Consider the following 24907-nt stretch of genomic DNA (forward strand, 5'->3'; position numbering starts at 1 on the left):
CGGCTCAGCCCAGGCGGTGTGCCGGGTTCTGCTGTTGTTCCTGCTCACGGACCTGCTGCTCGGGCAGCTGCCCGATGGCCGGCTGCTGCGGGGCAATGCCGAGCTTCTGCATCGACTGCTCCACCGGCGTCTGCGCGGCCACTGCGGTCGGCATCATCGCCCGCAGGTGCGCCGGATTGGCCGGGTCGCCCTGTACCACGAAGATGTTGTGTCCCGCCGGCTGGTTGGCCGTGGCGTTGCTGACCAGCACGTGGTCGACCTGCTGCAGGCCCTGCTCGCGGGCGAGCACGGTCAGGCTGGCGGCCAGACGCTCGCTGGTCTGATCGAACGGGCGGCCATGCTGCGCGTCCAGGGCGGCCACGCCCTGGCGGATCTGTTGGTTGAGGCCGTACTCGGGATGGTTGGGGGTGATCTCTGCCATGGGGCGATCTGCAGCGGTAGGTCGTGATGGACCTGGGCAGTATAGAACCGGTCCGTGAACCACCGCATCGCGGTGATCAGTCCGCCGGCCGATGATCGTAGCTGATCACCCGCTCGGCCAGCCAGCGCCCGTCCACGCGGCGCCAGACCTGGATGAAGCGGGCCTGGCCGGTCCAGTGCTCGATGCTGTTTGCATCGCGCTCGTGGAAGCGGTGGTCGCCGATCTCCAGGGCGCGATCGTCGTGCAGCGGAAACACCTGCAGCGAGCTTTCCACCAGTTCGCGGCGCAGATGGATGTGGTTGGCGCGGGTGCTCTCGCACAGGGCGACCACGCTGCGGCGGAAGTCGTCACGCTTGCTGGCGGACTTGCCCGCCTTGTCATGGAAGAACTCCATGTCTTCAGTGGTCATGGTCGCGGCCTTGTCGGGGTCGCAGTCGTCGAACGCGGCGGCGAACAGCTGCGCGTCGGCCTGGCGGATCTGCTCGCGCAGGGTTTCGTTAGCGCTCGGGGCGGCGGCCAGGCCGGCAGCAAGCAGGGGCAGGGTGAGCAGCAGCATGGCGAGGCTCCAGGACGGGATTCACGCAGGCTCGCACGGCGCTCCGGGGGCCGCAGCCGCCCTGCGACGAAACGGGATTTCCAGGGAGTGAATGCCCGCATCTATGGATTGGCCGGGTGGCGTGGCCTGTGCAGGTGGTGTCATGGCGGCCGGCGATTCCATCACAGTCGCGATAGGAGCCGACCCATAGCCTGAAAGCCTCCCCTTCCACAGGAGCTCCCATGCCTGCTTCCCGCGTCCGCCTGCACGTTGAAGACACCGGTGGCGATGGCCGCCCGGTCATTCTGATTCACGGTTGGCCGCTGTCCGCCGATGCCTGGAAGACGCAGGTGTCGATCCTGCGCGACGCCCAGCACCGGGTGCTCAGCTACGACCGTCGTGGCTTCGGCCGTTCTGACAAGCCGGCAGAAGGTTACGACTACGACACGCTGGCGGCGGATCTGGCCGGGGTGATCGAGGAACGTGACCTGCGCGACGTCACCCTGGTCGGCTTCTCGATGGGCGGCGGTGAGGTGGCGCGCTATGTGGCCAATCACGGGCAGGAGCGCCTGCACAGCGTGGTGTTTGCAGCCGCCGTGCCGCCGTATCTGCTGCGCGGCGAGGACAATCCGGAAGGTCCACTCACCCAGGAGAAGGCCGATGAAATGCGCAGCGGTCTGGAGAAGGACCGCGAAGCCTTCTTCGATGGCTTCACCCGCGATTTCTTCAGTGCCAATGGCCAGCTGATGGTGACCGAAGAGACGCGTCAGGCGGCCATCGCGCTGTGCCATCAATCCGATCAGACGGCGGCGCTGGGTTGCATGCACGCGTTCGCGACTACCGACTTCCGCGACGATCTGAAGAAGATCACGGTGCCAACCCTGATCCTGCACGGTGACAGCGACGCGATCGTGCCGTTCGAAGGTTCCGGGCAGCGCACGCACCGGACCATTCCGGGCAGCGAAGTGGTGATCCTGGAAGGCGCACCACATGGGTGCAATACCAGCCATGCGGACCACTTCAATCTGGCGCTGCTGAACTTCCTGAAGCGGTAAGCTGCGGCCATGCGCCAGACCAAGACACCCCCGTGGAAGAAGCCCAACCCCAAGGGCCAGACCTCGCAGCCGCTGTCGCCTGCGCAGAAAGAGGCGGCGCGACAGCGGGCGGAAGAGAATGGACGGCGTTACCCGAATCTGGTGGACAACATGTGGGCGGCGAAGCTGCCGCGCGGATCGTGATCTGTAGAGTTGAGCCATGCTCGACTCCGCTCTGCATCCATCCACGCATGGCGTGGATCTACTGCAAAAGCAGCCGAGCGTGGGCTCGGCTCTACAGGTTGGCCAGCGGCGTCCAGCCGGGTTCCAGCCAGGGCGCGATCTTTTTCTGGCGGACGGTGATGGCCTCAACCGGAAGCCCCGCCAGGCGCGCAAGCTCTGTATGCAGCACATCGGAATCCACCGGCACGGCCGTAGCCACCTGCAGCCGATCACCCTGATGCCTCACCTGTACCGGTAGCGTGGCGCGTGCCTCATGCTCGCCGCCGGTGCGCCCGATCGGGTAGCGCATCGCTACCGGCCGCGACAGCTGCGCCAGTGCGGGCTGCCACGCCTGCAGCACGAGAGGCTGCCCGGCAGCGGGAACCTGTACTTCTGCAATCGTGGCCGGGTAGCCAGTGAGGCTCTCGACCATGACCTGGAAGCGCGCGCCATCCGGCATGACCAGCACGGTGGCGATCAATGCGGAGAACGAGACGAACACCGCCGCGAGGTTCCAGCTGCGTGGCGCGGTGGCCGGGCGCGTTGCGGTGCGCAGGCTGGGTCTGCGCCGCAGTTTGCGTGCGTAGATGCGCCGGTCCTTCCGGCGCGGGCTGGTGCTGTGCTCGGGCAGGTTCAAGGGAACCCGTGGAAGGCGCGCCACGCGGGCCTTGATCAGGCGCGACAGCAGCATCCACGCGATCACGAATGCCAGCAGCGGAAGCAGCGTTCTCACCCACAGATACAGCGTGACCATCCACAACACCTCTACATACGACCATCCATGCTCATCCACATCCTACCGGGACCACGCGACGGTTGTCGTATCCGCCAGCCGACAAGCACAGGGCGCTTGGTTAGGATGGTCCTTTGTTGTCACGGATGAACCGATGGTCTCTGCTGCTACCCGCTTCTCTCGTATCTGTGGTCCTGGCCCGATCCTGCTGGCACTGCAGGTGGTGGCGCTGCTGGCGGTAGCGCTTGCAGCCGGCTTCTTCCACTACCGCGTGGGACTGCTGCTGGAGCCGGTGGATGACGCATGCGGTGGGCCTGACCCGGTCGCGCGCATGCAGGTGGCCGAACAGCTGCTGGCGCGGTCCACTGCGCTTGCACCATGGCAACCGTTGCAGTGGATTCCGATGGCAGGCGTGGCACTGGCGCTGCTGGGCGCGATGTCGATCAGTGTCTACCGCCTGGGCCGCTTGTCGGAACGCCTGCGACGCGCCAACTGGGGCGTGATGGCGCTGCACGCCGCGATCCTGGCGCTGGCCGTCAGGGCATTGCATCTGTACGACATGGCGTGGATCAGCGTAGCCAAACTGTCCCCAGCGGCGTGCCTGGTGGAACTGGGCGAGCAGGGCCGGCTGCCGCTGGCACAGGCGCAACAGGTGGTATTCGGCATCCTCACCCGCGAGCACGCGCCGCTGCTGCGCAATCCCGATGACCTTGCCCTGGTGCTGGTCGCGTTGATGCTGATGGCGATGGCTGCGGGATTCATGCTGTGGCGGGCGATCGTGCGCGAGCGTCAGGTGCAGTCGCGCAGCCCATAGCGGGTGCGTGGCCGACCATGCATCCACAATCGCGCTAAAGTCAGCACTTCGCTCCTGCAAGGATGTGCTGATGCGTTGGTTGCTGCGTGCTGTGCCATTGCTGCTGTGTTCGTTGGCGGTGCACGCCGCCGAAGTGGATCGCCGGATTGCGGTGACCATCGACGACCTGCCGTGGGCGCGGGTGGACCAGATCGTTCCGCCGGACCTGCAGTCGCGGCATGAAGCGCTGATGGCGCAGCTGCACCAGGCGGGTGTGCCGGTAGTCGGCTTCGTCAACGGGAACAAGCTTGAGATCGACGGGCAGGTGCAGCCGGCGCGGGCGCAGATGCTGCGCGACTGGCTGGACGCCGGTTATGCGCTGGGCAACCACACCTACTCGCACATGGACCTGAATGCCAAGGGCGTGCCTGCGTTCCAGCAGGATTTCCTGCGTGGCGAGACGGTGCTGCGGCCGTTGCTGGCCGAGCGTGGGCTGAAGCCGCAGTGGATGCGTCACCCCTATCTGCGTGCCGGGCGCACGCCGGAAGAACGCGCGGAGATGGACGCGTTCTTCAAGCAGCATGGCTACCGCGTGGCACCGGTGACGGTCGACAACGGCGAGTGGGTGTGGGCGTTCGCCTACGCCAACGTGATGAACGAGCAGCCGGATTCACCGGCGCGCGAGGCGACGCTGGCACAGCTGCGCAAGGGCTACGTGCCGTACATGCTGAACAAGCTGGACTACTACGAGAAGCAGTCGCAGGCACTGCTGGGCTACGCGCTGCCACAGGTCTGGCTGATGCACGCCAACGAACTCAATGCAGCCACGTTTGCCGAACTGGTGGCGGCGACGAAGCGCCGCGGCTATCGCTTCATCTCACTGGATGAAGCGATGCGTGACCCGGCCTATGCACGTGGTGCCGAAGGCTACAGCGGCCGTTACGGCCCGAGCTGGTTGCACCGCTGGGCGATGGCGGAGAAGAAACCGAAGGAGTTCTACGCCGGTGAACCCGAGGTGCCGGCGTGGGTGATGAAGCTGGCCAAGGTGGATTCGGAGTGAGGCTCAGCGTTTGACGGCCAGCACGCCGTCAAGCGCCAGCTCGGCCTTGAAACCGGCCTTTTCCAGGCGCTTGGCCACTTCACGCGGCACATCGCGGCCGCTGGTCAGCTTGTTCGGCGCACCGGTGTAGTGGAACAGGCGGCCACCCTTGCGGATGACGCGGGCGAGGTGGTCGTAGAACACCTGCGAGTACAACTCGCCGGCGATGCCAAAGCGCGGCGGGTCGTGCAGGATCGCGTCGACACTGTTGCTGGCCACCTGTTCGATCTGCTGCGAGACATCGCCGTGGCTGAACTGCAGGCGGCCACCTGCGGCAGCCGAGTCTGGATCCGGCGACCACGGGTTGAGCGTGCGCATCCACATCACGTCGGCATTCTTCTCGAACGAGCGGATCTGGCCGACGCCGGCCTCCAGCGCGCAGGCGGCGAAGTAGCCCAGGCCGCCGCAGGTATCGAGGATGACCTTGCCGGCCGGGGCGACCAGCTCCACCTTGCGGCGCGCATCCTCGAAGGGTGACAGCTTGGAGGTCGGCAGCATCTTGATGCCGTCGATCTCGAAGGTCGGTGCGCCCCATTCGGTCGGCACCAGCTTGATCAGCGAACCGCTGTAACGCGAGATCGGCGCGAATTCCTCGCCGTCCCAGTAGTACAGCGTGCGGTCCTTCAGCTTGCCCGGCCACGGGTAGGGCTGGCCACGGAAGCGGAAGCCGTCGGCATCCAGCGCCACGCTGTCCTCGCTGCGGCCGAGGTCGAGCGAACCCTGCCAGTCGGCAGCGCCCTTGTCATGGGCACGGCGCAGGGTGTCAGCGCTGTCGCGGGTCAGCAGGGGGCCGGTGTAATGGGGCACGGCGGGTACCGGGGCGGTTCGGGGGAGGGCATGGTACCGCAGCTGTTGTAGAGCCAAGCCGATGTCAAAGTAGGTCCACGCCATGCGTGGATGCAGGCAGGGAGGAGTCGGGCGTGGGCCCGACGCTAGCGCTGGTGCAGCTGTAACCGTGTGTGGTCCCTTCCCCCGCGATCATGCCGACGCCACGCGACGGCTGCATGCCCTGCCGCGCGCACGATCGACGATGGGCCTCCTGGGTTTGCGGTGGCTGCCGATCGAAGTCGTAGCGCATGCGGCCGTCCTCCTGCAGCAGCCAGTGCACGATGACGCGCTCCTTCGTGCCATCGCCGAGGTCCCAATCCAGAGTGCGCATTATCAGGATCTGGCCATCGGGCAGCTGCCGGACTTCGTCATAGGCACCCTGGGTCTTCGGCGCGCTTACCGCAAGCAGCAGAAACAGCAGCATTGGCATCGCTCCTTAAAGAAGACAGGATGCGCCCATAGTGCCCTGAGTCGCCATCAGAATCATTGCGTCTTACGGGCACTTCACCGCATACACCGGCCCAGCCCCGATCAGCATCAGCGCCATGTAGTCACTATCACTGGCCTTGCCCTTCAGCGTCGCGCCCTTGTTGAAGTGGAAGATGCCGAAGCCGCCGGCCATGCGGATCAGCGCGCTGTCGATCTGCTCGGCGTCATCGCGGAAGTAGCGGCTGATCTCGCTGCGGGTGGCCTTGTGCAGAGCATTCGGCTCGCGCTGCCACTGGTCGCCGCGGCTGAAGGAGACGAAGTACTGGCCGCCTTCCCTGTCGATGCGGAAATCGGCCGGTTTGCGCGCGCCGGTGGCGAAGCAGCCCTGCAACGGGTCGGCGCTGAAAGGAAGCCCGGCGTCGCCACTGCAGGCGGTGAGCAGCAGGAGGGCACCGGGCAGCAGCAGGCGGAGCGTGCGCATGGGATGTCCCTACGGGGCAGGTGCGGCTAGTGTAGGCAGCATTCGGGCGTCGCCCGTACAGAAATTCGGCAAGAACAAAGGGGTTTTCGGATGGCGCAAGGCAAGGCACCGTGGTGCGGCATGGTCAGTTGGCTGGGGATCGCTGTGGGTTGGGGCGCGGGCACGTTGGCTGCGCAGGCGGCGGTGGCCGCAGGCGGCAATGGCATGGCCGCCGGGCTGGGCGTGGGCGTGCTGGGTGCGGCACTGGTGGGCGGCGGTCTGGCGGTGGCGTCGCGCGTGCGCGGCGAGCGCTGGCCGTGGATCGGCATCGGTGGTGCGGTGCTGAGTGCGCTGCCGCTGCTGATGTACCTGCTGCGGATGATGCTGAAGCTCTGACTGTAGAGCCGAGCCCGTGCTCGGCTGATGGCCTGCGACAGCCGAGCATGGCTCGGCGCTGCAAAGGCAACGGCAAGCCGAGCATGGGCTCGGCTCTACAGATTCGACCGCAGTCGCGCAGGATCAGCTGCGGTGGATCTCCACCGTTACATGCACCAGCTCCTCATGGATCGCCAGCGCGTTGCGCACGGTATCGGCATCCAGACCTGCGTCGCTGGTGACCACGCTGGCACTGACCGCGTACTTGCCGCGGCCGACCTGCCAGACGTGCAGGTCGGCCAGGCGCGCCGGCCACGGGCCTTGTTCGATCACCTCGCGCACTTCGGCCACCACCGGCGCGTCCATCTGCGCGTCGAGCAGGATGCGGCCGCTGTCGCGCAGCAGGCCCATTGCCCACACCGTGACCAGCACGGCGCCGACCAGGCCCATCACCGGGTCCAGCCAGGTCAGGCCCAGCAGCTTGCCGCCGAGCAGGGCGACGATGGCAAGCACCGAAGTGGCGGCGTCGGCCAGCACGTGCACGTAGGCCGAGCGCAGATTGAGGTCGTGACCGTGCGCGTGGCCGTGATCGTGGTCATGGTCATGGTCATGCCCGTGATGATGGCCATGGTCATGCCCGTGGTGGTGATGCGCGTGGCCCGGGCTGTCGTGCAGCCACCATGCGCAGAGCAGGTTCACGCCCAGGCCCACCGCAGCGATGGCGATGGCTTCGTTGTAGTGGATCGGTGCCGGTACCCACAGCCGCTCCAATGACTGCACGGCCATCAGCGCGGCGACGCCGAGCAGGGCGATGGCGCTGGTGTAGCCGGCCAGGATCTCGATCTTCCAGGTGCCAAAGGCGAAGCGCGGATCGTGCGCGTAGCGGCGCGCGCAGCGGTACGCGAACACCGCCAGGCCCAGCGCCAGCGCGTGCGAACTCATGTGCCAGCCATCGGCGAGCACGGCCATGGAGTTGAACCACCAGCCGCCGATGATCTCCACCAGCATCATGCCGACGGTGAGCCACAGGGCGCGGCGGGTATTGCGTTCGGCCAGCGGATTGCCGTCGTCGAAGCGGTGTTCGTGGCGGCGGGCGGCGGCGAGGGCGTCCAGGTGCATGGGGGGACCAAGGGGGGTAGAGTGGATACCCCCATAGGGTATAGGATCCAGTCATGGCCCATGTACACAAGAATCGAAAGCAGCTGCTGACCCGGGTGCGCCGTATCGCGGGTCAGGTGGCGGCGTTGGAGCAGGCGCTGGACAAGCCCGAGGGCGAGGCGGGCGACTGCGCGGACGTGCTGGTGCAGGTCGCCGCCGTGCGCGGTGCAGCCCACAGCCTGTTGATGGAGCTGCTGCACGAGCACCTGCAGGAACATGTGGTGGCTGCCGACGACCCGCAGCAGCGGGCGGACGAGGCCGCGGTGCTGGTCGAGCTGCTTCGCCGCTACGGCAAATAGGCCGAGGGGCGGTAGAGTCGACTGTTAGTCGACTGCTCTTCGCCCAGGCGGCATGAGATCCCGCGCTTCGCGCGAGAGTCGACTAACAGTCGACTCTACCCTGCGTGCCGGTGCCGTGCGTTCCAGATGTGCGTGGCGGCCAGCAGCAGGCTGCCGGCGACGGTCATCGGCGTTTCCCAATCATGCGTGGGCAGCGCCAGCGCGCCGGCCAGCAACAGGCCCAGACCGACGCCGGCGGTAGCCCAGGCCAGCACCGGCAGCGGGTGACGGCGCTCGGCCCGCCACAGTGCATAGCCGGTCAACGGCAGGGCGATGGCCACGAACAGCAGATGGACCCATTCCGCTTCGGCCCAGGTGCCGAACAGCGGCAGCGCGGCGGCAAGCAGGGGCAGCGCCAGGCAGTGCAGCAGGCACAGGCTGGACAGGGCGACCGCGCCGGCATCAAGCAGGGCGGCAGAAGGCGACTTCATCGGGGGAGTTTCCTTGCGCAACAATTGTTATACAGTAACATTTCCGTTCCGCAGCCAACCCGCTCCGACATGAACACTGTTTCCCGCGCCGACCGTCGCCTTCCGGTCACCGTGCTGTCCGGCTTCCTGGGGGCCGGCAAGACCACCCTGCTCAACCAGATCCTGCGCAACCGCGAGGGCCTGCGCGTGGCGGTCATCGTCAACGACATGAGCGAGGTCAACATCGATGCGCAGCTGGTGCGCGAAGGTGGGGCCGAACTGCGCCGCACCGAAGAGACGCTGGTGGAGTTCAGCAACGGCTGCATCTGCTGCACACTGCGCGATGACCTGCTGCAGGAAGTGCGGCGCCTGGCCGATGCGGGCCGCTATGACTATCTGCTGATCGAATCGACGGGCATCGGCGAGCCGATGCCGGTGGCGGCCACCTTCGCGGTGCGCGACGAGCACGGCTTCAGCCTGAGTGACATCGCGCGGCTGGACACGATGGTGACGGTGGTCGACGGCAGCGCGTTCCTTGCCGACTTCGGCTCGACGTCGCGACTGGCCGAGCGCGGCCAGCAGGCCGGCCCGGAGGACGATCGCGGCGTGGTTGACCTGCTGTGCGAGCAGGTGGAGTTTGCCGACGTGATCGTGGTCAGCAAGGTGGACCAGGTGGATGACGAAGTGCTGCAGGACACGCTGGCCGTGCTGCGTGGCCTGAACCGCGACGCGAAGCTGCTGCTGTCCAGCTTCGGCAATGTGCCGCTGGCCGAGCTGCTGGATACCGGTCGCTTCGACATGGAGCGTGCGCAACGTGCGCCGGGCTGGGTGAAGGAACTGCGGGGCGAGCACACACCGGAAACCGAGGAGTACGGCATCGGTAGCTTCGTCTACCGCTCGCGACGTCCGTTCCATCCCGCGCGATTCGCACGCGCGCTGCAGTCGGGGATGCCTGGCGTGATCCGCAGCAAGGGCTGGTTCTGGCTGGCCAACCGCATGGACTGGGTGGGCGAGCTGAACACCGTGGGTGCCGCGACGCGGACGCAGGCGGCGGGCTTCTGGTACGCCGCGCGCGATCGCGTGCGTGCGGGCATCGAGGACACCACACCGCTGTTGCCGCCGACACCGCTGCCGTACAGCGACCTCGGATGGGCGCGCCAGCAGGCCGACTGCTGGAGCGCGCCGTTGCCGGGACCGGAAGAATTCCCGGATTCGGTCGCGCACGCGGCGATGCAACGGCTGTGGCATCCCTTGTGGGGCGACCGTCGCCAGGAACTGGTGGTGATTGGCGTGCACATGGATGAGCGCGCGGTGCGTGCGGAGCTGGATGCGTGCCTGCTCAACGACCAGGAGCTGCGTGCGGGGCCATTGCTGTGGCAGCAGTTGCCGCAGGCATTCCCGGTGTGGAAGCGCTGAGCTGACGGCTCCTGTAGATCCACGCCATGCGTGGATGGCGGTTCAACCGGTCTTTGCCCGCCTTGTAGAGCCGAGCCCACGCTCGGCTGGCGGATCATTCCATCCGCGCATGGCGTGGATCTACTGCAATTGCAGCCGAGCGTGGGCTCGGCTCTACAAAATCGAATCCACGCATGGCGTGGATCTACAAGGCATCTCGCCACTGCCAACCCTCGGGGTTCACCTGCAGCACGTGGGTCGGTCGCAATGCCTGCAGCAGGTGCCGGTCGTGGCTGACCATCACCAGCGCGCCCGGCCACGCCGCAAGCAGTTCCTCCAGCGCCTGCAATGCGCTCAGATCCAGCGCATTACCGGGTTCGTCCAGCAGCAACAGTTGGGGCGCGGGATCGGCATACAGCACGCTGGCCAGCGCACCCTTCACCCGCTCGCCATCACTGAGGCTGTGGGCCGCCCGCTGGATGCGCTGTGCATCCAGCCCGAGCAGGGCCAGCCGCGTGCGCAGCTCGCCTGGGTCCGCGCGCGGGTTGGCGGCCTGCACGGTGTCAAGGATGCTGCGCGCGCCGGACAGCCCCAGCAACTGCTGGTCGAGCAGGGCCAGTGGTGCATGCCGTTGCACGGTGCCACTGCATGCAGGCAGCTGGCCGGCCAACACACGCAGCAGGGTCGATTTGCCGCTGCCGTTGTCACCGACCACGGCGATGCGCTGCCCCCGGCGGATCTCCAGCTGCAGCGGGGCGCTGCAGCCATGTGGCAGCACCAGCGCCTCGGCCTCCAGCAGACGCGCGCTGCCACGCTCGCCCGCACCGGCAAACAGCGCCAGTTCCGGCGCCGCATGCACCGCGGATGCCGCTGCGCGCAGCTGCTCTGCGCTGGCGTGCAGGCGCACGGCCTGCACCTGCTGTGCGCGGCCGTGGCTGGCCTCGGCGCGCTGCTTCTGCCGGCCGAGCAGGATCGGGGCCTGGTTGGCCTGCTTCGCATCACGGTTGCCACGTGCCTGGCGCTGCTGCTGGCGTTCGTGTTGTTCGCGCGCGCTGCGTTGCTGCTGCCGGTGCTGTGCACGTGCATGGTCAAGCTGGGCGGCGGCGGCTTCACGTTCGGCGGCGCGCGCGTCGGCGTAGTGCTGCCACGGTCCGCCATAGCGATGCAGCCCGCGCACGTCCAGTTCGACGATCTGCTGCATGTGCCCAAGCAGCTCGCGATCATGGCTGATCGCCAGCAGGCCGCCACGCCATTGCTGCAGCTGTTCATACAACTGTTGGCGATGGCGTGCGTCGAGGTGGTTGCTGGGTTCGTCCAGGATCAGCCAGTCGGCCCCGCTGGCCCAGGCACCGGACAGCGCCACCTGCATGGCCTGGCCACCACTGAGGCGCGCGGCCGGCTGGGCCGGATCGAGGTCGTCGGGTAGCTGCAGCGTACGCCATTGCTGCTGCAGGCGTTCGCGCAGATCCCAGCGGTCGCCGACGCGGGCGAAGTCGGCCTCGTCCACGCTGCCGGCTTCGATGCGTTGCAGTGCGGCCAGTTCCGCGCCGACACCGGCCAGTTCACCGACCGTGCCGGCGGGTGGATAGCCGGGCGTCGGCAACAGGAACACGCGGCCACTGCCGCGAACCTGGCCGTTGTCGGGCAGCAGCCGGCCGGCCAGCAGGCGTGCGAGCACGCTCTTGCCGGCGCCATTGGCACCGACGAGGCCGGTGGCGACCGGTTCGAAGGAAAACGTCAGATCGGAAAACAGCGGGCGGCCGTCGGCCAATCGATACGACACGCGATCGAGCGTGAGGGAATGCGGGGTCATGCGACCTCCATGGATGCCGGGTTCTCCCCTGCGCGCAGGGGCGGGAAGAGTCAGGCCGTCTAGTGGGAAGACGGCGGCATCAATGGCGCATTGGTCGCGAGCCTCTTGGAGGAATGAGCGGCCAGTATAGCGGCAGTGGCTGAATGGTCGGGTGCGCGGCCGCCGGGCATGGCCCGGCGCTACCGATGGTCGGGCGGTTCTGTAGAGCCGAGCCGATGCTCGGCTTCCTTTCGCCGCGAGAAGCATCCACGCATGGCGTGGATCTACTGTGGGCCGGGCATGGGTGGATTGCTCGCGGCTACGGCACGGTACCCAGGCGGGCGCCGACGAAGTCGATGAACACCCGCAGCTTCGGCAGTACGTGTCGGCCCGACGGCCACAGCAGATGGAAGGTGCCGCAGGAATGCACGTGTTCGTCCAGCACCGTGACCAGGCGGCCGTCGGCCAGGGCATCGCGCACCGAGTGCACCGGCACGAAGGCCAGGCCGATATCGCGCAGTGCGAGCGCTACCCGCGCTTCGATGGTGTTGGCCACCATGTGCACCGGAAGCTCCTGCGGCGTTTCATCGTCGGGCCAGTGGATCGGCCACGGTTCCAGCTTGCCGGTGGTGGGGAAGCGATAGTGCAGCAGCGTGTGCTGCATCAAGCCTGCCGGCGTGCGCGGAACGCCGCAGCGCTGCAGGTAGCCCGGCGAGGCAACGACACGCCGCGGGAATACCCCCAGCCGGCGTGCGTTCATCCGCGAGTCGCTGGGTTCGCCGACGCGCAGCACCGCATCGAAGCCCTCCTCGATGACATCAACCAGGCGGTCACTGAAGTCCAGGTCCAGGCGGATATCCGGATACGCGGCCATGAATTCGGCCATCAACGGCAGGGTGAGGTCGCCCACCAGCGGCAGGCTGATGCGCAGGGTGCCACGGGGCGAGGCGTGCGGCTGTGCCAGTTCGGTGCGGGCGGCATCGCGCTCGTCGAGGATGCGCCGGCAACGCGCCAGGAACAGCTGACCCTCGGCGGTGAGCGTGATGCTGCGCGTGCTGCGGTGGAACAGGCGCACGCCCAGTGCGTGCTCCAGCCGCGCCACGCACTTGCCCGCTGCCGAGGCGGATATGCCCTGCAGGCGCCCGGTCTCGACAAAGCTGCGGGTGTCGGCGGCATGCACGAAGGTCTGCAGGTTGGCGAGGTTGTCCAGGACTGACATGGGCGTGCGGGCAATGAAAGCGGCAGGGTAGGCCGGCGCGGCTGTAGCGGGCGGCTCCGCCATCGCAACACTGTGGTGCGGGGTGGCGTGGAGACCGTTGCGGCCTTGCGGTTCCGGCCATCATGCCGATTGCGGACTACACGGTCCATGATGCCCGGAGCGGCAACCGGCTTTTTGCGCGGACGCCCGCTGCCTAACGTGGCGGCCTCTCCCCCACGGATCACCGCGATGAATGCCGCTCCTTCCTTCGAACCTGCGCCGACACTGCCTTCGGTGCAGCAGCTGCTGCAGCAGGTCCACCCGCAGCGCCTGGTCGGTGCGGTGGTGCTGGTGCGCGAGCACGGCGCGCTGCGCCATGCCAGCGCCACGGGCCTGGCGGATCGCGAGTCGGCCACGCCGATGCAGCGCGACCAGCTGTTCCGGCTGGCCTCGGTGAGCAAGCCGCTGCTGAGCACGGTGATCCTGGGCCTGGTGGCCGAGGGCGTGCTCGACCTGGATGCACCGGTGCAGCGCTGGCTGCGGGACTTCCGCCCGGCGCTGGCTGATGGCAGCACGCCAGCGATCAGCCTGCGCCAGCTGCTCAGCCACAGCAGCGGGCTGGGCTATCGCTTTCTCGAAGCCGATGCGAAGGGTCCCTACGCACGCGCTGGCGTCAGCGATGGCATGGACGCGAACCCGCTCTCTCTGGCCGACAACGTGCGCCGCATCGCGCAGGCCCCCCTGCTGTTCGCGCCGGGCAGCCAGTGGCTGTACTCGCTGGGCGTGGACGTTGCCGGTGCCGTGGCTGAAGCAGCGACCGGTGAATCCCTGCAGGCACTGTTCGAGCGCTTGCTGGCCGCACCCCTGGGCCTGCGGGACACCGCCTTCGCTGCGCGCAACGCGGCACGGCTGGCCACGCCCTATGTGAGCGACACACCGCAGCCGCACCGCCTGCGCGAAGGCGAGGTGGTCGCTCCGTTCGAGGGTACCGTCGGTATCGAGTACAGCCTCGCGCGTGCCACCGATGCCAGCCGTTTCCCCTCGGCCGGGGCAGGCCTGGTCGGTAGCGCCGATGAAGTGATGGCGGTGCTGGAAGCCTTGCGTGATGTGCAGCGTTCAGGCCTGTTGCCGCCCGCACTGGCAGCGGAGATGGCCAGCCCGCAGATGGGCGAACAGGGGCCGCCGGAACCGGCCGGCTGGGGCTTTGGCCTTGGCTTTGCGGTGCTGCGCGATGCGGCCGCCAGCGGTACGCCGCAGAGCGCAGGTACATGGCGTTGGGGCGGTGCCTACGGGCACAGCTGGTTTGTCGATCCTGCGCGCGGGCTGAGCGTGGTGGCGCTGACCAACACCCTGTACGAAGGCATGGACGGTGCCTTCGTCAATGAGCTGCGCGATGCGGTCTATGCCGATCTGGAGACCGCGCGATGAGCGGCCATGCCATCGATGCGGCTGGCCCGGCCGGTGAAGCCACGCGCCTGCCGTGGGCGGGACTGCTGGCGCTGGCCGGTGGCGGCTTCATCACTCTGCTGACCGAGACCCTGCCGGCCGGCGTCCTGCGGCCGATGGGCGAAAGCCTCGGTGTGAGCGACGCGGCGGTTGGCCAGCTGGTCAGCGTGTACGCGCTCGGCTCGGTGATGGCCGCACTGCCGATGACCGCACTGACCCAGCGCCTGCCGCGACGTCCCTTGCTGCTCGCCGCGATTGCCGGCTTCGTGGTGGTCAATACGCTGACCGCATTGAGCAGCAGCTACCCGCTGATCCTGGCCGCGCGCTTCCTGGCCGGCGTGTGTGGTGGCCTGCTGTGGTCGCTGGTGGCCGGCTACGCCGCGCGCATGGTGGTGCCCTCGCTGCAGGGCCGGGCGATTGCGGTGGCGATGGTCGGATCGCCGTTGGCGCTGTCGCTGGGCGTACCGGCCGGCACGTTGCTGGGCCAGCAGATCGGCTGGCGCTGGGCATTCGCGCTGATGAGCGTGCTGGCAGTCGTGCTGCTGGCCTACGCGCGCTGGGCATTGCCCGCGTTGCCGGCGGCGGCGGCCGGTCAGCGTACGTCGTTGGCTACGGTGTGGCGCATGCCGGGCGTGCGCAGTGCGTTGGCGGTGATGGTGCTGTACGTGCTGGCGCACAACGTGCTCTACACCTACATCGAACCACTGGCGGTGGAGGCCGGTGCCGGCCCGTGGCTGGACCGCCTGCTGCTGGCCTTCGGCCTGGCCGCCATCGCCGGCATTGGCATTGCCGGCTGGGGTGTGGACCGTCATCTGCGCACGCTGGTGTGGGCCGCGGTGATCGGTTTCATCGTGCCGGTGCTGACCCTGCTGTTGTGGCCGGGCGACGCGATCGCGCTGCTGCTGGCGACGATCCTGTGGGGCGTTGCCTTCGGCGCGGTACCTACGTTGTTCCAGACCGCATTGGCGCGGCGTGCCGGTGCCGCCGCGGATCTGGCGCAGTCGATGCTGGTGACCGGTTGGAACCTGGCCATCGCCGCCGGAGGTGTTGCAGGGGGTGTGCTGCTGCAGGCGGGCGGCCCGAACCAGTTGGGATGGCTGCCGCTGCTGCTGCTGTCGGTGAGCGTGGCGTGGCTGCTGGCACGGCCGAAGGCCTGGGCGTAGGCGGCGACCAGTGATGGCGCGGTGCCGGCCAGCGGCCGGCACTACCGTGGTCCACACCATCGACGGATGGCGTGGATCTACCGAGCGCAGCGACCTGCGTCTGCCTTTGCTTTTGCCTTCTTCCGTTGATTCCGTGGCGGGACGCCGCCGGAACCTGTCAGAGGCCGGGGCGGTCGGGTTCGCGGGGGTGTCCGCGGCATGGATGCCGCGGCCAAGCCCCCATGGACGGGTTTACGGCGTCCCCCGCGAACCCGACCGTCCCGGCCGCCCCGGGGATAGCAGTACGCGACCCACCACGAGGGGCTCCGCCGTTCGCCGTCCTACTCCACTCCCTCACGCTCGATCGGCACGCTGCGCGGATTCTGCATGTGCTCCCGCGCCGCGCCATAGCGCTGCTGCCGCTTGTGATGGAACACCACGAACTCATCCCGTGGCAGCGGCCGCGAGAACAGCCAGCCCTGCGCGAACTCGACCTTGCGGGTATGCAGATACGCCAGCTGTGCCTCGGTTTCAACGCCCTCGGCCACCACCCACAGGCCCAGCTCCTTGGCCATGTCGATGATGTGCGGCGTCACCGGGCTGGTCGCACTCTCGGTGCCGATCGCATCGATGAACGACTTGTCGATCTTCAGCGCGTCCAGCGGCAGCTGTTCCAGGTACTGCAGGCTGGAGAAGCCGACGCCGAAATCGTCAATGGCCACGCTGTGCCCGGCCCGACGTGCCTGTGCCAGCATCGTGCGGGCGCGGTCCAGGTCGAGGAAGCCGCGCTCGGTGGCCTCCATCCAGATCTGCTGCGGCAGGATGCCGCTGCCGGCCATGTGCTTGGAGATCATCTTCAGCGCGCGGCCGCTGCTGATGTCTTCGGCGGCCAGGTTGATCGCGATGTGCGCGCTGCGGTCGGCCACCAGCAGCTCGCGCATGTCGCGCACCACGTTCTCGATCACCAGATCGGTGACCGCGCCGATCATGCCGGCCTCTTCGGCCAGCGGAATGAACAGGTCCGGCCGCACCTGGGTGCCATCCGGGCGCTGCCAGCGCACCAGCGCTTCGGCGCCGACGCAGATGCCGGTATCCAGTTCGATGATGGGCTGGTAGTGCAGGTACAGCTCGCGGCGGCGGATCGCCGTGGCCAGCTCGCCGCGCAGCGACAGGCGGCGACGCGACAGCCAGATCACCAGGCCGGCACCGACAGCGGCCAGCAGAACGCCGATGGGCACGAACAGCCACGCCTGCTGGCGGAAGGTCGCGGCGAGCGCGGTACGCGGTGTGGTCGCGATCGCCAGCCACTCTTCGTTGCGGGCGGTGGCGTACAGGGTGTTGTGGTCCAGGCCTTCACCAGGCGCGCGCAGCAGGGTCTCCAGCAATGCCGGATCCATGCCGTCCTGCCTGGCCAGGAGGCGGCCGTCCGGGCTGGCCAGGGCAAGGCGCACGTTCGGGTCGGCGATGACATCGACGAAGCGGCGCGGATCGACCAGCACGTCGTAGTTGCCGTACAGGATCGACAGGACCTGGCGCCGTCCGCTTGCCTCGGGGCGCACATCCACGGCGATGCCGGCGCCATCACTGGTGACGTGGTCGGACTTGGGCTGGTTGACGTCGGACAGGAACGGCCCCCACGACGTACAGCGTAGCTTGCCACCCTCGAAGTAGCCCATCTGGTCGACCGACGGCGAGGTCATCACCAGCGTCTGCATGCGCCGGATATGGTCGGGCCCGCAGGCGTTGTGGGCGCCGACCTCGGCCGACTGCAGTGCCGCCAGTGCTTCCTGGTAGGACTGGTCGGCGCGGCGCAGGGCACGGCCGGCAATGTCGCGCAGGCGTTGCTGCTCGACGCTGACCGCACGGTCCCAGGTGGCATAGGCCATCACCGCGATCGGCACGGCCGCGGCCAGCAGCGCCAGTGCGGTGCCACCAATGATGACGCGCAGCCGGCTCATGGCCGGGGCTCCAGCGGGGCGGGCAGGGCAGGGCGCATGGTCGGGCCGATCCTTGGGCAGGTGCGGCTATCTGAGCATGGCGCCGGGCCGGGCGGAATGGGATGAATCCGGTATTTGGTCACATTGTGATGAAAGCGGCCAAGTTTGACGGGATTGGCTCATCCGGCGCTGGCGCTCCTGCCTGAGGAGGACTACCGTCGAACGCTTCGCCCGCCCTTTTGCCCGCGCCCATGACCGAGCCCGCAACGCCCCCCGAGCACCTGCGCCGCAGCCTGTCCAACCGCCACCTGCAGTTGATCGCCATTGGCGGTGCCATCGGCACCGGCCTGTTCATGGGGTCGGGCAAGACCATCAGCCTGGCCGGCCCGTCCATCGTCTTCGTCTACCTGATCATCGGCGCGATGCTGTTCTTCGTGATGCGCGCGATGGGCGAACTGTTGCTGTCCAACCTGCAGTACAAATCCTTCATCGATTTTTCCACCGATCTGCTCGGCCCCTGGGCCGGCTTCTTCTGTGGATGGACCTACTGGTTCTGCTGGATCGTCACCGCCATCGCCGATGTGATCGCGATCGCTGCCTACGCACAATTCTGGTTCCCCGGGCTTGAAGCCTGGAAGCCGGCGCTGGCCTGCGTGATGCTGCTGCTGTCGTTGAACCTGGTGACGGTGAAGCTGTTTGGCGAGATGGAATTCTGGTTCGCGCTGATCAAGATCGTGGCGATCTGCGCGCTGATCATTACCGGCGCCGGGCTGGTGGCCTGGGGCTTCACCTCGCCCAGTGGCCATACCGCGGCGCTGTCGAACCTGTGGAATGACGGCGGCATGTTCCCGATGGGCCTGGTCGGCTTCTTCGCCGGCTTCCAGATTGCAGTGTTCGCTTTCGTCGGCATCGAGCTGGTCGGCACCACCGCCGCCGAAACCGCCGACCCCGAGCGCAACCTGCCCAAGGCGATCAATTCGATTCCGGTGCGCATCATCATCTTCTACGTACTGGCGCTGATCGCGATCATGGCCGTCACCCCGTGGCGCCAGGTGGTGCCGGACAAGAGCCCGTTCGTGCAGCTGTTCGTGCTGGCCGGTATTCCGGCCGCGGCCAGCCTGATCAACTTCGTGGTGCTGACCTCTGCCACGTCCTCGGCCAACAGCGGCATCTTCTCCACCAGCCGCATGCTGTACGGCCTGGCCGAAGAGGGCCACGCCCCGCGCGGGTTGTCGAAACTGTCACGCGCCGCCGTGCCGGCCCGTGGCCTGCTGTTCTCGTGCCTGTGCCTGCTCGGTGGCACGCTGCTGATCTACCTGATTCCGAACCTGGTGACCGCCTTCACCCTGGTCACGACGCTGGCGACGGTGCTGTTCATCTTCGTGTGGTCGCTGATCCTGGTGGCCTACATGGCCTATCGCCGCCGCTACCCGGAACGCCACGCTGCGTCGATCTTCAAGATGCCCGGCGGGGTTGCCATGTGCTGGGCCTGCCTGGTGTTCTTCGCGGCCGTGCTGGTGCTGTTGAGCCTGCAGCCCGACACCCGCCAGGCATTGATCGCCAGCCCGGTGTGGTTCGTGCTGCTTGGCGTGGGGTATTGGGTGCGTCGGAAGACCGCGAAGTGATCCAACGTCTTCGTTCCATCCATTGACCCATCGTCTCCAGAGAGCTTCATCCACGCATGGCGTGGATCTACCGCCCGCTGCTGGGAACTGTCGAAGGCGGGGTGGGTCCGGTTGTGGGGGCGTGAGCCGCATGGGCCCGAGGCATGCCTCGGGCGGGTTGGGCAGGACGCCCAACCCCGGTCTTGCCGTGTGCGCAGGATTGCGCACACGAGCAAGCGGCGACCGAGCTTACATGGGTGAGGGCGCTTTGCTTGCGAAGCACCGCTTCGCAAGCGCCCGAACGCACAGCCGCCAGCGGCTGGGCCGGGCCCCGGAGGGGGACTTGCAGCGTCCCCCACAGCCGGACCCACCCCGCCATCCTTCAACTGCTGTTGCTCTTGATCTGGCCTCTGCAGGTGCAGGGCGCAGCCCTGCCGGCCCCCATTCACCCGACATTAGCGGGCGCGGCCGGATGATCCGGCCGCCATGCCCCGTCTCCCTCTCCTGCTAGCGCTGTTGCTGCTGCCCAGCCTGTGGCCCGGGCTGGCTGCCGCGCGCACCGTCTACCGCTGCGTGCAGGGCAACACCGTCAGCCTGGCCACCGCGCCGGAACCCGGTTCACGCTGTACCCCGAAGGAAATCGACGACAACGCCATCCAGACCCCGAACCTGTGGGGCAACATGGGCGTGTTCAGCGGCGTGCTGTACGAGCGCGAGCAGGATGGCGCGCTGGTCTACTCCACCCGCAACCTGCCCGGCTCGCGGGTGTTCCTGAAGTTCACCATGGCCACGCCGCCGGGCGAGCCGGCCCACGAAGGCCTGGGCAAGGTCGGCAAGCCGCAGCTGGCGCAGCACGCCAAACAGTTCAGGGCCGCGGCCAAGGCTACGGGCGTCGATGACGCGTGGCTGCGCGCGATTGCCCATGCTGAAAGCAACTTCGATGCGCTGGCGGTGTCCAGCAAGGGCGCACAGGGCGTGATGCAGTTGATGCCGGACACCGCGCAGGAGTACGGCGTGAATGATCCGTTCTCGCCCCAGCAGTCGATCGATGGCGGCGCCCGCTACATGCGCGCGCTGCTGCGTCGCTACAACGGTGATCGGCCGCTGGCGGCGGCTGCGTACAACGCCGGCATCGGCGCGGTCACCCGCTACAAGGGCGTGCCGCCCTATGCCGAAACCCTGGCCTATGTGGACAAGGTGATGGCGCTGTACGCGCGCTACCGCGAGGCGATGGGCATCCGTACCGAGGTGCCGGCGCGCTAGGCCAGTGGCGCTACACAAAAGCTCCTCAGCGCGAGGTGGAGGTGCTGACCAGTTCGTAGCGTTCGATGCGGCCCAGGCGGGCAACCTCGGCCTGCACGTCGGCGCGTTGCTTCAGCGCACGCCAGGCCGCATCGATCTTCACGTCACCGGGCAGCGACGGATAGGTGCGCATGTCCTGCAGGGAGGCCAGTGTCTCGCCGCGCTCGACGGGTGAGCGCAGCTGTTCGATCAGCACGGCAGCGGCGCCGTCGAGATTGCCCTCGTCCAGCAGCATCTCGCGCTGGAACAGGCGCGCGTCATCGCCCTGGGCCAGGATCGCTGCACGCGCGGCCTGTTCGGCCTTGGCATCGCCACGTTCACGGGCGGCAACGAACTGCAGCAGTGCCTGGGCCGCCTTGCCGTATCCGGCCAGGCCCGGCATGTCATTCACCGCGGTGGCGGCATCCTGCATGCGGCCCAGCGAACTGAACACGAAGCCGACGTTGAACTGGTGCTCGGCACCATCCGGGCCCAGTGCGCCGATGCGTGCGGCCAGTTTGGCTGCCGCCAGCGCATCATCGGTACGGCCCAGCCGGCGCAGCGCCGTAAGCCGGCTGTTGAGCAGCCACGCCACCCATTCGGCTTCCGCCGCCGAGGGCGACTCGCCCTCGGCCGCCGCACTGGCCATGCCATCGGTCAGTGCCAGCACTTCCTCGTTGCGGTCCAGCATCAGCAGCGTGCTGCTGAACTCGGCCATGCGTGCATCCAGCGCCCGGTCGAGCAGGCCGGAAACCCGCAGTTCGTCGAGGTGCTTCTGTGCGGCCTGCACCGGATCGAAGCGGGCATCGGCGCGGTCGACATAGCGGTCAAACCGCTTGTCACTGCGCAGGCGGATGATTTCGGCGGGACCGGTGATGCGCGCCAGCGTGGCGGGAATATCGTCGCCACGACCGTTGTCGGCCTGCAGCGTGGCCAGTGCCAGCCACAGTCCGGTGGGTTCCAGGCCGCCGCTCTTCCAGCCGTTGTCGAACAGCGCCTGCAGCAGTTCCATGCGCTGCTGCGGCTGGTCCCGCAGGCGGAACTGCAGGTAGTTGATCGCGTGGCGGTCCACCGGCAACGGCGCGTCGGCATGCTTCAGTGCCTGCACCAGGTGCTTCGTGGCGGGCGCTGGTTGGTTCTCGGACAGTTCCACCGAGACCAGGGTCAGCAGGATCTGCGCATCGTCCGGCAGTGCTTCCTGAGCGCGCTGCAGGTAGCGGCGGGCCTGATCCGGCTTCTTCTGCACCATCGCGGTCCAGCCGGCCACCTGCGCGGCGCGGCCGCGATGTTCGGCATCGAAGTCATCCAGCATCGGATCTTCCATCAGCCGTTCCATCGCGATCAGCGCGCCCAGCGTGTTGCCACTGCGCGACTGCTGGATGGCCTCATCCCATCGCGTGGCATAGGCCTGGTGCATTGCATCGGCGGTGACGGACGGCTTCTGTGGCACCACCGTGATCGAGGCGGTGGCGGATGAACTGGCCAATGCGGCAATCAGCAGGGCGGCGAGGGGGAGGATGCGGGGCATGGAGGATCTCCATCCGTGGGAACCGCATTGAACCCGCTGCAGCCAGCGAGAACAAGCGCGATGGATGGAACTCTGGCGTTTGGCCGTACGATTGGCCATGGCGGATCGTGCGTTCAGCGTCTATTGTCGGTGCCTCTTCAGGCAGCAGGCAGGCAGCGCAGCACGATGGCACGGTGGCAATGGATGGCGGCAGGCGTAGCGTTGGCGACGGTGGTGGCATTGGCTGCGACCTGGTGGGAGACACCGCTGCATACGCTGGCTGAAACGGTGGGTCCGGTTCCAACGCCGCTGGCGTGGACCGCGCAGATCGAACCGCTGGCCGGCGATGGCCACCCGGGTAACCGCGACGGCGCCGCCGCGCAGGCACGTTTCGCCGATCCGTACGCGTTGCTGCGCAGTGCCGATGGCAGCGTCTATTTCACCGATGCCGGCGACAACAACCGGATCCGTCGCCGCCTTCCCGATGGCCGTGTTGAAACGGTGGCCGGGCACGGCGAGGGGCGCGTTGACGGCCCGGCACTGCAGGCCAGTTTCAATACGCCCTCGGGCATTGCCGCCGACGCGCAGGGCAACCTGTATGTGGCCGACACCGGCAACCATGCGATCCGCCGGATCGGCACCGATGGGCAGGTGACCACGCTGGCGGGTGGTGAACAGGGCTATGCCGATGGGCCGGCCGCGCAGGCGCGCTTTGATGCGCCGATGGGCATCGCGGTGGACGCGCAGGGCCAGGTCTACGTGGCCGATACCTACAACGACCGTATCCGGGTGATCGGCACCGACGGCACGGTGCGCACCCTGGCCGGTGGTGAGCGCCCGGGAATGGCCGATGGCGTGGGCGCTGCGGCGCGCTTCGATACGCCGGTGGCACTGGCCTTCGATGCGCACGGCGCGCTGCTGGTGGCCGATCTGTTCAACAACGCGGTACGCCGCATAGGCGCTGATGGCACGGTCAGCACCGTGGTCGCCGCCGGTGGCGTGATCAATGGGCCGCTGTCGCTGGCCACCACCCACGACGGCGTGCTGTACGTGGGTGATCTTGATGGCCGCATCGTGCAGGTGACGCCGCAGGGCCACCAGATCGCGCTGGTCGGCAATGGTCGTCTGCCGCGCCTGGCCCGCCCCAGCGGATTGGCGATGGATGCCGATGGCAGCGTGCTGGTGGCCGACGCCGCCAGCTACCGTCTGCATCGCCTGCGCCCACTGCCGGTAGGCGACCTGCCCGCGCCGGCACTGGTCGGCCCGGCCGCCGATGCCGCCCTGCCCGATACCGGCGGGCGCTGGCCGTTGGCGCCGCAGGATGGCTGGCACGAAGTAGTCGGCACACTGGGTGAAGTGCGCGGCAACTTCAAGGGCGAGAGTCGCCATCACCTGCACGGTGGCTTCGACGTGCGCGGTGATGTGGGCCAGACCGTGCTGGCGATCGCCGATGGCAAGATCAGCAGCCCGATGGCGGCCTGGAGCCTGGGCGAGCAGGCCGAGGGCCTGGCCGTGGATCGCCTCAAGTACATCCACATGCGGGTCGGCCGCACCCCGCGTGACGAACCCTACGACGCGCGCTGGCAGGCGTTGTACGACGAGCAGGGCAAGCTGGAGCGGATGCGCGTACGCCGCGGCATGCGTATCCACGTCGGCGATCGCCTGGGCAGCATCAACAACCAGGCGCATGTGCACCTGGCCGTGGGTACCGGTGGTTTCGAGACCAACGCCGTGGCACTGGGCTTCCAGAACTACGCCGACCACTTCGCACCGCGCATCACCGATGTGGCGCTGCTGGACGACACCGACCAGCCCATGGCCGCCGGCAGCGACGGCGTGGTGATGGTGGCGCGGCAGGGGCGTGGCGTGCAGATCGTGATCGAGGCCTGGGACCAGGTTGACAACAACCTGCCGCGTCGACGCCTGGGCATGTACCAGGTGGGCTACCAGATCCTCGATGCAGCTGGGCAGCCGCTGCAGGGTTACGAGCAGCCGCGCTGGAACATCGTGTTCAACCGCATGCCGCCGCAGAAGGAAGCGGTGCGCGTGGCCTACGCCCCCGACAGTGGGATCACCGTGCATGGCAGCGCGGTGACCCGTTTCCGTTATCTGGCCACCAACACCGTGCGTGACGGCCTGGTGGAAACCGGGCGTTGGCAGCCGTCGGCGCTGCCGCCGGGTGAGTACATCGTGCGCGCCAGCGTGCGCGACTACAGCGGCAACGAAGGCGTCGGCCCGCGCGAGGTCAGGGTACGGCTGCTGCCATAGCGGCAGCCGGGGCGCCGCAGCGTTCGCGCTCGGCGTCCATGTCTTCCAGCGGCCGCACTTCGATGCTGCCGAAGCGTGCCCACGGGAAGTCGCGGGCGATGCGCATGGCTTCGTCGCGGTCGCGGGCGACGATCAGGTTGAAGCCGGCCAGCAGTTCACGGGTTTCGGCGAACGGGCCATCCAATACGCGACTGTGGCCATCACGCACGCGCAGGGTCTGCGCGGTGTCGACCGGCTGCAGCTTCTGCGCGGCCAGCAGCGTGCCTTCGGCCTGCAGCTTGTCGGCATGGGCCAGGCAGTCGCGCATCAGCGCGTTGAATTCTTCGATGGGCAGGGCCTGCAGCAGGGCAGGCTCGATGTAGATCAGAAGCAGGTACTGCTGCATGGCGCGGTCCTGGCGGGGGCGGGGTGCCCATGATGGCGCAGGTTTGCCTGCCGGCATGCTGCAGCGCGAAAAGCCGCCTGCGGCGGGCGATCGGCGAACGGCGGAGCCCCTCCGTGG

At 67.8% G+C, this 24907-nt stretch carries 25 protein-coding genes; 12 read left to right on the forward strand and 13 right to left on the reverse strand.

The genetic code is table 11. The features are described from left to right. Window positions 1–4: 4 nt before the first annotated feature. Both AC5P8D_RS16935 and AC5P8D_RS16940 read right to left on the reverse strand, forming a co-directional pair. On the reverse strand, window positions 5–421 hold the full coding sequence (locus tag AC5P8D_RS16935) for an XVIPCD domain-containing protein (RefSeq protein ID WP_495203512.1): 417 nt from the start codon (window positions 419–421) through the stop codon (window positions 5–7). A 76-nt stretch (window positions 422–497) separates the two neighbouring features. Continuing rightward, on the reverse strand, window positions 498–977 hold the full coding sequence (locus AC5P8D_RS16940; protein WP_495203513.1) for a nuclear transport factor 2 family protein: 480 nt from the start codon (window positions 975–977) through the stop codon (window positions 498–500). Window positions 978–1198: 221 nt separating this feature from the next. On the opposite strand from AC5P8D_RS16940, the gene AC5P8D_RS16945 reads away from it, so the two are divergent. Together AC5P8D_RS16945 and AC5P8D_RS16950 are read left to right on the forward strand one after the other, a co-directional pair. Further along, entirely contained in the window at window positions 1199–2011 is an 813-nt protein-coding gene (locus AC5P8D_RS16945) for an alpha/beta fold hydrolase (RefSeq protein WP_495203514.1), read from the forward strand. A 9-nt stretch (window positions 2012–2020) separates the two neighbouring features. After that, window positions 2021–2194 carry a hypothetical protein gene (locus AC5P8D_RS16950; RefSeq protein WP_005412082.1) on the forward strand — a complete coding sequence of 58 codons (174 nt, stop codon included), beginning with the start codon at window positions 2021–2023 and terminating at the stop codon, window positions 2192–2194. A 91-nt stretch (window positions 2195–2285) separates the two neighbouring features. On the opposite strand, the gene AC5P8D_RS16955 is transcribed toward AC5P8D_RS16950, so the two are convergent. Then, window positions 2286–2966: a hypothetical protein gene (locus AC5P8D_RS16955; RefSeq protein ID WP_433897236.1), complete on the reverse strand. Its 681-nt coding sequence runs from the start codon at window positions 2964–2966 to the stop codon at window positions 2286–2288. Between the two features lie 133 nt (window positions 2967–3099). On the opposite strand from AC5P8D_RS16955, the gene AC5P8D_RS16960 reads away from it, so the two are divergent. Both AC5P8D_RS16960 and AC5P8D_RS16965 read left to right on the forward strand, forming a co-directional pair. Beyond that, window positions 3100–3759 carry a hypothetical protein gene (locus AC5P8D_RS16960; RefSeq protein WP_043399894.1) on the forward strand — a complete coding sequence of 220 codons (660 nt, stop codon included), beginning with the start codon at window positions 3100–3102 and terminating at the stop codon, window positions 3757–3759. 70 nt (window positions 3760–3829) lie between these two features. After that, window positions 3830–4798 carry a polysaccharide deacetylase family protein gene (locus AC5P8D_RS16965; protein WP_164193595.1) on the forward strand — a complete coding sequence of 323 codons (969 nt, stop codon included), beginning with the start codon at window positions 3830–3832 and terminating at the stop codon, window positions 4796–4798. A 3-nt stretch (window positions 4799–4801) separates the two neighbouring features. On the opposite strand, the gene AC5P8D_RS16970 is transcribed toward AC5P8D_RS16965, so the two are convergent. The 3 genes from AC5P8D_RS16970 to AC5P8D_RS16980 all read right to left on the reverse strand — a co-directional run bounded on the left by AC5P8D_RS16970 (window position 4802) and on the right by AC5P8D_RS16980 (window position 6575). Next, a complete protein-coding gene (locus AC5P8D_RS16970; protein WP_425541603.1) occupies window positions 4802–5728 on the reverse strand; it encodes a class I SAM-dependent methyltransferase in 927 nt (308 codons plus the stop codon). Continuing rightward, window positions 5709–6089, reverse strand: coding sequence for a hypothetical protein (locus AC5P8D_RS16975; RefSeq protein ID WP_100447538.1), 381 nt, complete (start codon window positions 6087–6089; stop codon window positions 5709–5711). The genes AC5P8D_RS16970 and AC5P8D_RS16975 overlap by 20 nt, the downstream gene beginning before the upstream one ends. Window positions 6090–6158: 69 nt before the next feature. Next, window positions 6159–6575, reverse strand: a complete 417-nt coding sequence (locus tag AC5P8D_RS16980; protein WP_159359727.1) for a hypothetical protein — start codon at window positions 6573–6575, stop codon at window positions 6159–6161. 90 nt (window positions 6576–6665) lie between these two features. On the opposite strand from AC5P8D_RS16980, the gene AC5P8D_RS16985 reads away from it, so the two are divergent. After that, the gene (locus AC5P8D_RS16985) at window positions 6666–6950 is read left to right on the forward strand and encodes a hypothetical protein (protein WP_495203515.1); all 285 of its coding nucleotides are present in this window, start codon (window positions 6666–6668) and stop codon (window positions 6948–6950) included. A 123-nt stretch (window positions 6951–7073) separates the two neighbouring features. On the opposite strand, the gene dmeF is transcribed toward AC5P8D_RS16985, so the two are convergent. Further along, on the reverse strand, window positions 7074–8048 hold the full coding sequence (dmeF, locus tag AC5P8D_RS16990; protein WP_049480246.1) for a CDF family Co(II)/Ni(II) efflux transporter DmeF: 975 nt from the start codon (window positions 8046–8048) through the stop codon (window positions 7074–7076). Window positions 8049–8101: 53 nt separating this feature from the next. Here dmeF and AC5P8D_RS16995 point away from each other — a divergent pair, with 53 nt between their 5' ends. Next, the gene (locus AC5P8D_RS16995) at window positions 8102–8386 is read left to right on the forward strand and encodes a metal-sensing transcriptional repressor (protein WP_010484160.1); all 285 of its coding nucleotides are present in this window, start codon (window positions 8102–8104) and stop codon (window positions 8384–8386) included. A gap of 95 nt (window positions 8387–8481) precedes the next feature. On the opposite strand, the gene AC5P8D_RS17000 is transcribed toward AC5P8D_RS16995, so the two are convergent. Next, window positions 8482–8856 (reverse strand): MerC domain-containing protein, encoded by a 375-nt coding sequence (locus tag AC5P8D_RS17000; RefSeq protein ID WP_241875267.1) that lies wholly within the window; start codon window positions 8854–8856, stop codon window positions 8482–8484. 69 nt (window positions 8857–8925) lie between these two features. Here AC5P8D_RS17000 and AC5P8D_RS17005 point away from each other — a divergent pair, with 69 nt between their 5' ends. After that, entirely contained in the window at window positions 8926–10251 is a 1326-nt protein-coding gene (locus AC5P8D_RS17005; RefSeq protein ID WP_159359730.1) for a GTP-binding protein, read from the forward strand. Between the two features lie 184 nt (window positions 10252–10435). On the opposite strand, the gene AC5P8D_RS17010 is transcribed toward AC5P8D_RS17005, so the two are convergent. Further along, a complete protein-coding gene (locus tag AC5P8D_RS17010) occupies window positions 10436–12043 on the reverse strand; it encodes an ATP-binding cassette domain-containing protein (RefSeq protein ID WP_159359731.1) in 1608 nt (535 codons plus the stop codon). A gap of 298 nt (window positions 12044–12341) precedes the next feature. After that, window positions 12342–13241: a LysR family transcriptional regulator gene (locus tag AC5P8D_RS17015; RefSeq protein WP_010484156.1), complete on the reverse strand. Its 900-nt coding sequence runs from the start codon at window positions 13239–13241 to the stop codon at window positions 12342–12344. Between the two features lie 228 nt (window positions 13242–13469). On the opposite strand from AC5P8D_RS17015, the gene AC5P8D_RS17020 reads away from it, so the two are divergent. Together AC5P8D_RS17020 and AC5P8D_RS17025 are read left to right on the forward strand one after the other, a co-directional pair. Continuing rightward, window positions 13470–14648, forward strand: a complete 1179-nt coding sequence (locus AC5P8D_RS17020; RefSeq protein ID WP_414614715.1) for a serine hydrolase domain-containing protein — start codon at window positions 13470–13472, stop codon at window positions 14646–14648. After that, the gene (locus tag AC5P8D_RS17025; protein ID WP_260363981.1) at window positions 14645–15829 is read left to right on the forward strand and encodes an MFS transporter; all 1185 of its coding nucleotides are present in this window, start codon (window positions 14645–14647) and stop codon (window positions 15827–15829) included. The genes AC5P8D_RS17020 and AC5P8D_RS17025 overlap by 4 nt, the downstream gene beginning before the upstream one ends. A gap of 320 nt (window positions 15830–16149) precedes the next feature. Here the strand turns inward: AC5P8D_RS17025 and AC5P8D_RS17030 are convergent, their stop codons facing one another. Further along, a complete protein-coding gene (locus AC5P8D_RS17030; RefSeq protein ID WP_010484153.1) occupies window positions 16150–17766 on the reverse strand; it encodes an EAL domain-containing protein in 1617 nt (538 codons plus the stop codon). Between the two features lie 230 nt (window positions 17767–17996). Between AC5P8D_RS17030 and cycA the strand changes: the two genes are divergently transcribed. Together cycA and AC5P8D_RS17040 are read left to right on the forward strand one after the other, a co-directional pair. Next, window positions 17997–19370: a D-serine/D-alanine/glycine transporter gene (gene cycA, locus AC5P8D_RS17035; protein WP_019336286.1), complete on the forward strand. Its 1374-nt coding sequence runs from the start codon at window positions 17997–17999 to the stop codon at window positions 19368–19370. Between the two features lie 465 nt (window positions 19371–19835). Then, window positions 19836–20612 (forward strand): lytic transglycosylase domain-containing protein, encoded by a 777-nt coding sequence (locus tag AC5P8D_RS17040; protein WP_495203516.1) that lies wholly within the window; start codon window positions 19836–19838, stop codon window positions 20610–20612. 25 nt (window positions 20613–20637) lie between these two features. On the opposite strand, the gene AC5P8D_RS17045 is transcribed toward AC5P8D_RS17040, so the two are convergent. Continuing rightward, on the reverse strand, window positions 20638–22158 hold the full coding sequence (locus tag AC5P8D_RS17045; RefSeq protein ID WP_049454409.1) for a tetratricopeptide repeat protein: 1521 nt from the start codon (window positions 22156–22158) through the stop codon (window positions 20638–20640). 165 nt (window positions 22159–22323) lie between these two features. Here AC5P8D_RS17045 and AC5P8D_RS17050 point away from each other — a divergent pair, with 165 nt between their 5' ends. Continuing rightward, window positions 22324–24405, forward strand: coding sequence for an NHL repeat-containing protein (locus AC5P8D_RS17050; protein ID WP_495203517.1), 2082 nt, complete (start codon window positions 22324–22326; stop codon window positions 24403–24405). Here the strand turns inward: AC5P8D_RS17050 and AC5P8D_RS17055 are convergent. Then, on the reverse strand, window positions 24383–24790 hold the full coding sequence (locus tag AC5P8D_RS17055; protein ID WP_010484148.1) for a YciI family protein: 408 nt from the start codon (window positions 24788–24790) through the stop codon (window positions 24383–24385). The two genes, AC5P8D_RS17050 and AC5P8D_RS17055, sit on opposite strands and share 23 nt — an antisense overlap. Window positions 24791–24907: the final 117 nt, after the last annotated feature.

This window comes from Stenotrophomonas sp. YJH_SMC_101-4 (assembly GCF_059370395.1).